Below are 11,764 nucleotides of genomic sequence, written 5' to 3' on the forward strand. Positions count from 1 at the left end.
CCCATGTCCGCCTCCCGCACCATCCTGGACGGCCCGGCCCTGTGGTCGGCCCAAGCCCATCTGCCGTCGGTCCTGGGACGCCAGCTCGTCATCGAGCGAGGCGACGGCTCCTACATCCACACCAGCGACGGCCGGCGCCTCTTCGACGGCACCGCCGGACTGTGGCACGCCAACATCGGCCACTCGCACCCGGCCCTGGCGACGGCCGCCCATGCTCAGATGCTCAAGCTGGAGACCTACCACATCTTCGCCCGGTTCGTGAACGACCAGGCCCTGCAGCTGGCCGAGCGGCTCGCCCAGCTGTCACCGATCGCCGACCCCAAGGTCATCCTCAACTCCGGCGGCTCCGACGCCATCGACGTGGCATGCAAGCTGGCTCGACGCCACTGGCAGCGGGAGGAGCGGCCGTCCAAGACGACCATCCTCAGCCGGGAACACGCCTACCACGGCCTGCATGCCTACGGCACGAGCATCGCCGGCCTGGACTTCAACCGAGAGGGTTATGGCACCGAGTCGCTCGTGCCCGAGACGGCGCGCGTCCCGGTCCACGACGTCGACGCGCTCGCCCGGACCATCGCTCGGATCGGCGCGCAGAACATCGCTGCACTGGTGACCGAGCCGATCCAGGGCACCGGCGGAGTCAACCCGCCCGTCCCGGGCTACCTCGAGAAGGTCCAGGCCCTGTGCCGCGAGCACGACATCCTGCTCATCGTCGACGAGGTCATCACCGGGTTCGGACGCACGGGCGTCATGTTCGCCACCGACCGGTTCGGCCTCGAGCCGGACCTGATCACGTTCGCCAAGGGCGTCACGTCCGGCTACGCGCCCTTGGGCGGGGTTCTCGTTGCGCCGAGGATCTGGGAGCCCTTCTACGTCGACGACCCCGCCACGCCGGTGTTCCGCCATGGCGCCACCTATGCCGGTCATGCCACCGCGTGCGCGGTCGCCATGGCCAACCTCGACGTCCTGGAGCAGGAGCAGCTGCTGCCACGCGTGGTCGAGCTCGAGCACCGCCTCGACGGCCTGCTCAAGCAGCTGCTGGCCCGCCGGCCCAGCGTCGTCGACGTGCGGGTCGCCGGGTTCCTCGGCGGGGTGACACTCCGCGACGACATCCCCGCCGAGCGGGCCGCCGACGCCCTCATCGAGCTGGGGTTCATCTCCCGCCCACTACGAGGCAACACCTTGCAGATCAGCCCCCCGTTCATCACCACCGACGACGAGCTCATCGCGTTCGTCGACGCCATCGAAGACGTTCTACTCGCAGAGGAAGCCCGATGACCACTGACCTGAACACCGAGCGCCCCACCGGCCCGACGGGGCCGAGCACGCCTCTGGCGGTTGCGAACCCCGCCCGCGCGCGGGCCGCCGACAGCGTGCTGCAGGGCCTGCGGCTGCCCACCGGGCCGGTGACGTTCGACGTGCACAACCCCGCCACCGGCGCGGTGATCGCCAGCCTGCCCGACACCGGCCCGGGCGAGGCCCTGGACGCCGTCGCCCGCGCCGACCGGGCCGGTCGCGACTGGGCCGCCACCACCCCACGCCAGCGCGCCGACGTGCTGCGTCGCTGGTATGACCTGCTCATCGAGCACGCCGACGCCATCGCGCTCCTGGTCACCCTGGAGATGGGCAAGCCGCTGGCCGAGTCCCGCGCCGAGGTCACGTACGGCAGTGACTTCGTCCGCTGGTATGCCGAAGAGGCGGTGCGTCCGGGCGGCAACGTTCGCGACGTCCCCACCGGCGGCGCCACCCTGCTGACCCGACGCGCCCCGGTCGGGCTGTCGGTGTTGATCACGCCGTGGAACTTCCCGCTGGCGATGGCCACCCGGAAGATCGCTCCCGCCCTGGCCGCAGGCTGCCCGGTGGTCATCAAGCCGGCCGCGCTCACGCCGCTGACCACCTACTACGCCGTCGAGCTCGCGCACCAGGCCGGTGTCCCCGAGGACCTGGTCCAGGTGGTGTGCACCACCGACGCCCCAGCCTTCAGCGACGCCGTGCTGCCTGACCCTCGCGTCCGCAAGGTGTCCTTCACCGGGTCGACGGGGGTCGGCAAGGTGCTGCTGCGCCTGGCCGCCGACAACGTGCTCCGCTCCTCGATGGAGCTGGGCGGCAACGCCCCGCTGATCGTCTTCGACGACGCAGACCTCGAGCGGGCCGTCAACGGCGCGTACGCGGCCAAGATGCGCAACGGCGGTCAGTCGTGCATCGCGGCGAACCGGATCTTTGTCCAGGACGGCATCGCCGACGCCTTCGTCGAGGGACTCGCGGAGAAGATGGGCGCCGCGGTCATCGGTGACGGCTTCGCCGACGACGTCGCGCTCGGCCCCCTGATCGACGACCGGGCCGTGGCGAGCATGCAGCGCCTTGTCGACGACGCGGTCACCCACGGCGCGAGTGTGCGCACCGGCGGACGGGCCCTGGAGTCGGATGGCCACTTCTTCCAGGCGACCCTTCTGGACCACGTACCGGCAGGCGCCCAGATTGCCGGCACGGAGATCTTCGGACCGGTCGCGGCCATCCAGAGGTTCACCACCCAGGCGGAGGTCGTGCAGCGGGCCAACGCGACAGAGTTCGGACTGGCCGGCTACGTGTTCACCGAGAGCCTGGACCGGGCGCTCAACGTCGCCGACGCCCTGGAGACCGGCCTGGTCGGCATCAACCAGGGCGTCCCGTCCAGCGCCGCTGCGCCATTCGGAGGAGTGAAGCACTCAGGTCTGGGCCGCGAAGGCAGCGCCGAGGGGCTCGAGGAGTACCAGTCCATCCGCTTCTACAACCTCGCGCGCCGCCCCACCGCCTGAGCACCCCTTCCTCCACGGCACTTCATCCACCGAAAGACATCACCGTGCGCATCTCGACCGTCAAGGAAACCAAGACGAAGGAAGCGCGGGTCGGTCTCACCCCGGCCGGCGTCACCGTCCTCGTAGGGGACGGGCACGACGTCTTCGTCGAACGCAATGCCGGCACCGGTGCCGGCTTCTCCAACGACGACTACGAGCAGGCCGGCGCCAAGCTCGTGGAACAGGCCGAGGCCTGGGCCAACGCCGAGCTTCTCGTCAAGGTCAAGGAGCCCATCGCTGCGGAGTACGACTTCCTCCGCGAGGACCTGACCCTCTTCACCTATCTCCACCTCGCCGCCGACCGTCCGCTCACGCACGCACTCCTCAACAGCAGGACGCTCGGGATCGCGTACGAGACCGTCCAGGACCACACTGGCCTGCCTCTTCTCACCCCGATGAGTGAGATCGCGGGCCGTCTCGCTGCACACGCGGCAGCCAGCTATCTGACTGCTCCCGAAGGCGGCCCGGGGCGACTTTTGGGCGGATCCCCCGGGGTGGCACCGTGCCGCGTCGTGGTGGTCGGCGGCGGCGTGGTGGGCACGCAAGCGGCCCTCCTGGCGCTGGGTATGCAGGCCGAGGTCACCGTCCTCGACACCTCCGCGAACCGGGTCCGCGACCTCGACTTCCTGCTGGACGGCCGCGCCCGCGTCGTCATGAGCGATCCCGATGCTCTGGCCCGGGAGCTCCGATCGGCGGACGTCGTCATCGGAGCGGTTCTCGTGCCCGGCAAGGCGGCGACCAAGGTCGTCTCCCGCGCCGACCTCGCGCTGTTGCCGAAGGGGGCCCTCCTCATCGACGTCGCCATCGACCAGGGCGGCGCCTTCGAGACCTCGCGCGCTACCACGTACGCCGACCCCACCTATGAGGTCGACGGCGTCCGCCACTACTGCGTCGCGAACATGCCCGGCGGAGTCCCGCAGACCTCCACCCGTGCCCTGACCAACGCGACGTTCCCGTACGTGCGGCGGCTCGCCGACCTCGGACCCGAGCAGGCCATCGGCAAAGACCGCGCCCTGGCGCTCGGGGTCAACACGAGGGGCGGACTCATCACCCACGCGGGGGTCGCCGAAACTTTCCGCGACCTGCCCCACGCGTGAGCGGAACGGTCCCGACCCCAGACGGCGTGATCCCGACAACTGCCTTGCCGGACCTCGCGTCCAACTTGGCGGCCGCCACGCACCGAACGCACGGGGGCCGCTCGCGACCTGACGATGCCGCAGACAGCTGATGTCTGCGGCATCGCGGCGTCCGCCGGAAACGACGCCTGGGCCGCTGCGTACTGTGGCGGCGACGTTTCCAGGGCACCCGGGTCGTGCCGTCCTGAAGAGGACGTCCAGGCGGATCAAGCTGCGCTTACAGTCACGGACGGCGCCGACAAGGGAAAAGCCTTGTGATTCGCCGCCGTCCGTGACTTGTAGAGCTGTGCCAGGACCTGTCTCCGGTCCGTCAGGCCGATTGCTGAGACCGTTCGATCGGGGGTGCCTCACCGTGCTGCAGGCGACGGCGCACCGCCGGCCAGAACAGCATGAGAGCGCCCGTCGCGAGGCAGCTGGTGAACACCTGCGTGCGGCCGCTCGGCGTCGTCATCATGATCGCGACGATCCCGATGGCACCGGCGATCAGGACGATGTTCACCCAGGGAAAGAGCCAGACCTTGAGCTTGAGGCCCGCTTCCTGCTCCGGCGTCATTGCCCTCCGCAGTCGCCACTGGGTCACCGTGATGAAGACGTACACGAAGAGCGCCACGAGACCGGTCGAGTTCATGATGAAGTCGTAGATGCCGGAGCTGGGGGCGACGAAGTTGACGACGGTGGCCACGAGGCCGCCGACGGTCGAGGCGACAACCGCGAGCGCGGGTACGCCGCGCTTGGTCCGCTTCGCGACAGCAGCAGGTGCGAGGCGCTGCTCGGCGAGCGCCGCGAACATTCGTGAGGCGGAGTACGTCCCCGAGTTGAGCACGGAAACGACGGCCGTGAAGATCACCAGGCTCATGATCGTTTCGGCGCCGGGCACTCCGAACATCGTGAAGATGTGGGTGAAGGGCGCCACGACGTCGGGCGACGGGAGCTCGTTCCACGGGACGAGGGTCACGATCACGAGGATGGACCCGACGTAGAACAGCATCACCCGCCATATGACGGTGCGTGCAGCGCGTCGGATCCCGGTCGAGGGGTCCTCGGACTCGGCCGCGGCCATCACGGCGATCTCCGTACCGAAGTACGAGAAGAGGACGAGCGCGACGGACGAGATGACGACGCCGAAACCGTTCGGCATGAAACCTCCGTGTTCCCAGAGGTTGTCGAGCGACCAGGTGCTGGACGGCCAGAGTCCGAACGCGAACAATGCTCCGGCGACGAGGAACACGACGATGGCGACCACCTTGATGCTCGCGAGCCAGAACTCGGTCTCACCGAATGAACGCAGCGAGATCAGGTTCGTCGTCACGAAGATCGTGAGCAGCGCGAGCGACCCGGCCCACGCTGGAATCGCCGGGAACCAGCTGTTGATCATGCCGCCTCCGACGACGGCTTCGTAGGCGATCACGCCGACCCAGAAGTACCAGTAGAGCCAGCCGACGACGTATGCCGCCCAGTTGCCGAGCCCGACCCGTGCGTACTCCATGAACGATCCGACCGCGGGTCGGACGGACGCCATCTCACCGAGCATGCGCATGGCCAGAAAGACCAGCATGCCGCCGGCGAGGTAAGAGATCGCCGCGGCTGGGCCAGTAGATCGGATGATGTTGGCTGAACCGACGAACAGGCTCGCGCCGATGATGCCGCCGAGCGTGATCATCGTGACATGCCGCGAACGGAGCTTCTTGCCTGGCGCGGGTCCGTCCGTGACGTCTGATGCGCCGCCCTCGGAGCCGAGCAGATGATTGCGAGGTTGTGTAGCTGAGGTGGAGATCGGTGTGGATGCCACGTTGAACGCTCCTTCTGCATGAGGACGCAGATGAATCTGCGAGTGTGGAGGGTGTCTGTCCGGCGCGGCCGGGTCGCGGTCACGTCCACCGGGATGCTTGTTGCGCTGCTCGCCTCCGTCGCTCTCGGTCCCACGCGGATTGAGCGCGGGACCGGGTGCGAGAGCACGATAGAACTAGTGATGGGTCTCGTGTAGTGACGCTTTCCGACCGATGCTCGTCAGTTCTTCTTACGCGATGAGGAAGACGCAGGTGACAGCCTGATCGACGACGGCCCGCGCTGCGGCCCGTCCGCTCACGTCAACCAGCCGGCAGGATGCCCGCTTTGTCGCGCGGGGCAGGCTGGATACGTACCGATCTACGTATCACCACCGAGCCGCTGCGGCCGGTGGACGAGGAGCGTGGAGCGCATGACGCAGAACCTGGCGAGGCGCAGTGCCTCTACCCGGCGAATCGCCGGGATGACCCAATAGCAGGTCTGCTCGAGGAGCTGTCATGTCCATCGCACCTACGGCATGCCGGGTCGAGACCCAGGCCCATTCGCGCGAGGTCAGCGTCATCCCTGTGACGCAGCTGCGCCCGGGCGACCACGTGTTCGACAGAGAGGGAATGGACCATCCGCTCGCGTCGGTGGAGCTGGGCATGGACGCGACGGTGTGGATCCAGCGCAACGACCTGCCCTATGTCGAGCACCTCACAGGGGCGATCCTGGTCGCACGTCCACGACCTGCTCAGACTGCCGCATGACCGGCAAGGTACGGGTCTGATGGTGCGTCGGCGCCGAGCGCCCGCACACGCCGCGCCGCGACACCGCATCCGCTCAGCGGCCCTGCTGCTCGACGACCCACGCGCTGGCCTGTGTCCGGGAGGTGAAGCCGAGCTTGGTCAGGATGTGCTCCACGTGGGTCTCGGCGGTGCGCGGTGCGATGACCAGGCGCGCTGCGATGTCCTTGTTGCTGAGCCCCTCCGCCAAGAGCTGGGCGATCTCCCACTCCCGCCGGGTGAGGCCGCCGGGGGTCGCGCTGCCCGGCGGCGCTTGGGCGCGGGAGGTGCCCCTGTCGGCTGGGGCCGCGGACAACGCCAAGGCCACGGCTTGGTCCGCGGAGTACGCCGCTCCCTCCGCGAACGCCGCGTCGAAACGCCGGTCACCGATCGCGGACCGCACCTGCTCCTCGGAGTCCCAGTCGAACTGGCGGTAGACCGCCTGCGAGGCGTTGCCACCGATGGTGCGCCAGACCGCCTCTGACGCGCCGAGCAGGCGCGCCGCGCGTTCGTCGGGGCAGGAGGAGGCCGCACACCAGGCGAGGGCCTCGACGCAGACGCTGACCCCGTTGAGGTTCCGCATCGGGAGGAAGAGCCGTATGCCGTCTCGCTGTGACCGGGTGGCGTCCTCGTACTGGCCGGCGCGCCACTGGGCCAGACCCAGGCCCCACAGTGCCCAGCCTTTCGACGACTGTGCCCCGTGCTCCTCGGCCAGCTCCACAGCCTGCCGACTGATGTCCTCGGCCCGCAGGTCGCCCAGGAACATCAGCGCCAGCGAGTGGAGGTGCACGTTGCGCCATTCGTCTCTGGGCTGGCCGAGCCGACGGGAGTCCTCGCGAGCGGCCTCCAGCAGCGGGATGGCCACGGCCGGATGGCCGCTGTGCAGCTGCGCGTGTCCTTGGCACTGCTTGACGCGGGCCGACAAGAGCTCGTCGCCGGACCTGTCTGCGAGGGCGGCGGCCTCGGCGAGCAGCGCGAGCGCTCGGTCGAACTCGCTCAGATGGATCGCCAGGTTGCTCGTCGCGAACAGCCCGTATCCGCGGCTGTGCGTCGGTTCGGTCGCCAGCTCCAGCCCCCGAAGCAGATACCGGTAGCCCTCGTGCAGGTGCCCGGCGTGCCACCAGGGCCAGAGTGGTGCTGCGATGTCCAGGGCGGCGGCCGCCTCCCCGGGTTCACTGAGGCAGAAGTCCAGGGCGGCGCGGAAGTTGCCGTGCTCCCGGCTCATCCGGACGTACCACTCGGCCTGGTCGGGGGTGAAGAACTCCGCGGCGAAGGCGGCCGCCAGCTTCCGGTAACGCTCGCGGTGCCGGAGGCGGATCGCGCAGGCGTCCCGTGGGGACAGACGCCGGGCACCGTACTGTCTGATCGTCTCCAGCATCCGGTACCACGAAGCCCCGTGCTCCATGTCATGCTCACGTCCGACGATCGACTTGTCGACGAGCCCGGCCAGCGCCGGGAGCACGTTCGGCACCGCGATGCCTTCCCCGGCGCAGACTTCCTCGACCGCCTCCAGATCGAAGCCGCCCGAGAAGACGGACAGGCGCGCCCACAGCAGCTGCTCCTCCGGAGAACACAGGTCGAAGCTCCACGCGACCGCCGCTTCCAGGGCGTGCTGTCGCGCAGGGCCGCCGCGGCGGCCACTCGTGAGCAGCTCGAACCGGTCCGCGAGCCGTTCCAAGATCTCCGCCGGTGAGAGAGTCCGTAGCCAGACCGCGGCGAGCTCGAGAGCGAGCGGCAGGCCGTCCAGCCGTCGACAGAGCTCGACGACCATGTCCCGGTTCTCCTCGGTGAACTGGAACTCGCGATCAACCGCCCTGGCCCGGTCCATGAGCAGAGCCACCGCCTCGTAGTGCGACACCGCGCCTGCAGGAGCAGCGGCATCGCGTGGCATGCTCAGCGGCGGGACCGCCAGGACCTGCTCGCCCTCGACGCCCAGCACATGTCGACTGGTCGCCAACACGTGCAAGCCTGGTGCAGCGGCGAGCAGCTTGCCGACCACGACGGCGCACGCGTCGGTCAGGTGCTCGCAGTTGTCCAGCACCACCAGCAGCTGCTTGTCCTGGAGATGTTCAGCCAGGTCAGCGAGCGGTGCCTGCGACAGATGATGGAGGTCCAATGCGCTGGCGACCGTGTGCGGCAGCAGTTGCGGGTCGTTCAGTGCGGCCAGCTCGATGAACCACACCCCGTCGGGAAAGGCACGTCGCACGGTCGCGGCCGTCCTCAGCGCGAGCCGGGTCTTGCCGACCCCACCCACGCCGGTCAGCGTCACCAGCCGACTGCCGGACAACAGCTGGCGGATCTCTCCCAGCTCCTGGCGGCGCCCGACGAAGCTGGTCAGTTCCGGGGGCAAGGCCTTGTGAATCTCCGACTTCACAATCGTCATGCCCATCGTCTCCGCTCGACGCCCTCTCGGAAGGTGTGCACCGAGCCTGCGTCCCGGCAAAAGTCCTGTCAATGGGAGTGTTGGGCGGCTACTCGGGCGCGGACGTCACGTGGCCGTTGATCCGTCTGTCGCACTGGCGGTGTCGCGGACGGCGAGGTAGACCGCGCGTACTGCGAGCACGCGTTCGATCTCGTCGATGATCGGGGCGAAGAACTCGCGCCGGTGGTTGGCGTCGGTCATCGAGATGACGGCGAAGTACATGCTCCCGAACGCGGCGAAGAGTGTGGCGTTGTGCAGGAGGGAGACCGGAACCGTCGGGAGCAGTGTCGAAAACACCGGTGGGGCGCCGATCCACTGCTCTGCGGTCCTGGGCGTGACCACGATGAGGCCGAGGACGATGAAGAACGCGAACAGCGCCAGGCCGACCACTGCTGCCTGGACCAGCTGCCGGGTGGCCAGTACCACCAGCAGGTTGCGTTTCTGGCGCCCGTTCAGACTGACTGGCTGGAGTGGGCCCCCGAAGGGCCAGCTCGTCGATCGGCACGTTGGCCAGCGGTGTGCCTCGGCAGGCCAGGCCAACATGCACGGGGTTCGAGCCTGTTCGACCCGGCGGATCTCGTCGCGCAGGCGGGCCGCCGCCGCCAGTACGGTGATCGCGGCGAACAGCCCGACGACCAGGGCGAGCCGCCACCAGGCCAGGTCGTTCATCGCCTGCCACAGCTCGCCCGTGAAGAAGAGGAACAGGGTCACGAACAGCATTGCCGGGAGCGCTCTGCCGAGCAGGCGCAGGCTGTTGCCAAGGTCAGAGAGCGCGTGCTGGATCGCTCGGCGCAGCAGCGTTCCGAGACCGTATGTGGTCGCCCACAGGGTGGCGCCGAAGACGGCGGCGAAGAAGAGGAGAAATCCGAGGAGCCCGGCCACACCCAGCTCGTGTGGTGCGCCGACGTCCTCCGCGCCGGGTGGCGTAACGGCGTCGTCGACGGCGAGCTGCAGCAACGGGACGGCCACGGGCATCCCCGCGTACACGGTGAGGATGGCGATCGTCGCCGACCGCGAGAAGGTGGGCAGGCGGCGCACGAACATCGAGACCGTCACCCAGGAGGCCAGTGTCAACGCGATCACGACGCCGAGCATCACCCAGCGCGCCGACCCGACCGACTTGAGCGGGACGAGCCACGCGAGGCTGGCGAAGGTCGCGAACCCCAGCGCCGGCAGCATTCGGGGCAACACGTGTGAGACGAAGGCTTAGCCCTCCATCATCGTGGGCGCGCCTCGGCGGACGAACCACCGCTCCGTCTGACGTGCCAATGAACGCGAAGCTGTGGATGCCATGGCGTGATCATGCCGCTCAGGTGATGGGTGTGACCGCCCGGCCGCGTCGGCACGCGCGAGCGGCGGGCGCGCCGTTGGCCGCTGTGGTCCCCTGCTTGGCCCCACTGGTCAGTGTTCTCCGGACGTGCACGCTGAATAGTTTCCGTCAGCAGTCCCGAATGCCTGACGGAAAGAAGCCGAATCATGAGCAATGAGTCCCCGGATATCTGTGTCATCGGCGCCGGTCCCGCCGGTCTGGCGGCGGCGCGAGCCCTGAAGGAACGGAACCTGCCCTACTCGCACCTCGAAGCCCATTCAGGAGTCGGCGGTCTGTGGGACATCGACAATCCAGGCAGCCCGATGTATGAGTCGGCCCACTTCATCTCGAGCAAGACTCTTTCGGGATTCGGCGGGTGGCCCATGCCAGAGCATTTCGCCGACTATCCGCCGCATCGGCAGATCCTGTCGTATCTGCGGTCGTTCGCCGACGCCTACGGCCTTACTGAACGGATCGAGTTCGGGGTGCCGGTAGACAGCGTCGAGAAGAACGTGGACGGCACCTGGACCGTCGCCCGGGCGGATGGCCGCCGCAGCGTCCACGCCCAGGTCGTGGTGTGCACCGGGTCCCAGTGGCATCCGAACATCCCTGATCTGCCGGGGGAGTTCACCGGCGAGGTCCGGCACACCGTCAGCTACCGTGACGCGAGCGAGCTACGTGGCAAGCGGGTGCTGGTCGTCGGGGCGGGAAACTCCGGTTGCGACATCGCCTGCGACGCCGCCCGATCGGCCGATCACGCCGCGATCAGCATGCGCCGGGGCTACTGGTTCATCCCCAAGCACCTCTTCGGCCGGCCGGTGGACACCATCGCCCACAGCGGGCCGCAGCTGCCGATGTGGCTGGCGCAACGGCTCTTCAGCTCCCTCCTGCGGATCCTCAACGGAGATCCCACCCGGCTGGGCCTGCAGAAGCCCGACCACAAGCTGTTCGAGACCCATCCCACCATCAACTCGCAGCTCATCTACCACCTCCAGCACGGCGACATCACCGCGAAGCCCGGAATATCGCGGACGGCCGCACGGACGGTCTATTTCACGGATGGTTCCAGCGACGAGTTCGACCTGATTCTGTTCGCCACCGGATACCAGCACAAGGTGCCGGTCGCTCAGCGGTACTTCGGCAGCGAACAGCATCCAGACCTTTATCTGTCGGCATTCTCCCGGCAGCACGAGGGCCTTTTCGGCATCGGTTTCGTGGAGACCAACTCCGGCGCCTACCAGCTGTTCGACATGCAGGCACAGATGATCGCGGGGTTCATCCACGACCGACAGCGTGGACTGCCGAATGCGGAGGCGTTCTCGCGCATGATCCGCGCTGACCGGCCTGACCTCTCGGGCGGAGTGAACTTCGTCGACTCCCCCCGGCACACGGGCTACGTGGACTCCGGTGCGTTCGTGAAGTACCTCGGCAAGGTCGCCGGCCGGATGGGGTGGCGTACCGAAGGCAACCCGCCACGTGTGACGCCCGCACGCCGCATGGAGACGGTGGCGTGA

At 68.4% G+C, this 11,764-nt stretch carries 8 protein-coding genes; 5 read left to right on the forward strand and 3 right to left on the reverse strand.

Going from position 1 to position 11,764, the window contains the following annotated elements; translation table 11 throughout:
- The first annotated feature begins 3 nt into the window (after positions 1-3).
- Genes H9I49_RS22285 through ald form a run of 3 tightly spaced genes read left to right on the forward strand, consistent with a single transcriptional unit; the run spans position 4 to position 3,931 of the window.
- Positions 4-1,278, forward strand: coding sequence for an aspartate aminotransferase family protein (locus H9I49_RS22285; protein WP_188032601.1), 1,275 nt, complete (start codon positions 4-6; stop codon positions 1,276-1,278).
- The gene (locus H9I49_RS22290; RefSeq protein ID WP_188032602.1) at positions 1,275-2,795 is read left to right on the forward strand and encodes an NAD-dependent succinate-semialdehyde dehydrogenase; all 1,521 of its coding nucleotides are present in this window, start codon (positions 1,275-1,277) and stop codon (positions 2,793-2,795) included. Before H9I49_RS22285 ends, H9I49_RS22290 begins: the two co-directional genes overlap by 4 nt.
- 44 nt (positions 2,796-2,839) lie before the next feature.
- Complete coding sequence (gene ald, locus H9I49_RS22295; protein WP_188032603.1) at positions 2,840-3,931, forward strand: alanine dehydrogenase; 1,092 nt, start codon at positions 2,840-2,842, stop codon at positions 3,929-3,931.
- A gap of 349 nt (positions 3,932-4,280) precedes the next feature.
- Here ald and H9I49_RS22300 read toward each other — a convergent pair whose 3' ends face one another.
- Positions 4,281-5,759 (reverse strand): amino acid permease, encoded by a 1,479-nt coding sequence (locus H9I49_RS22300; RefSeq protein ID WP_370587701.1) that lies wholly within the window; start codon positions 5,757-5,759, stop codon positions 4,281-4,283.
- Between the two features lie 493 nt (positions 5,760-6,252).
- Here H9I49_RS22300 and H9I49_RS22305 point away from each other — a divergent pair, with 493 nt between their 5' ends.
- Positions 6,253-6,504, forward strand: a complete 252-nt coding sequence (locus H9I49_RS22305) for a hypothetical protein (protein ID WP_188032604.1) — start codon at positions 6,253-6,255, stop codon at positions 6,502-6,504.
- Positions 6,505-6,577: 73 nt separating this feature from the next.
- Here the strand turns inward: H9I49_RS22305 and H9I49_RS22310 are convergent, their stop codons facing one another.
- Positions 6,578-8,902, reverse strand: a complete 2,325-nt coding sequence (locus H9I49_RS22310) for a LuxR C-terminal-related transcriptional regulator (protein ID WP_188032605.1) — start codon at positions 8,900-8,902, stop codon at positions 6,578-6,580.
- Positions 8,903-9,007: 105 nt separating this feature from the next.
- Positions 9,008-10,132, reverse strand: a complete 1,125-nt coding sequence (locus H9I49_RS22315) for a hypothetical protein (RefSeq protein WP_188032606.1) — start codon at positions 10,130-10,132, stop codon at positions 9,008-9,010.
- Between the two features lie 285 nt (positions 10,133-10,417).
- Between H9I49_RS22315 and H9I49_RS22320 the strand changes: the two genes are divergently transcribed.
- Positions 10,418-11,764, forward strand: a complete 1,347-nt coding sequence (locus H9I49_RS22320; protein WP_188032607.1) for an NAD(P)/FAD-dependent oxidoreductase — start codon at positions 10,418-10,420, stop codon at positions 11,762-11,764.

Origin of the sequence: Terrabacter sp. MAHUQ-38 (assembly GCF_014518425.1) — a bacterium.
Classification (GTDB): Bacteria; Actinomycetota; Actinomycetes; order Actinomycetales; family Dermatophilaceae; genus Terrabacter.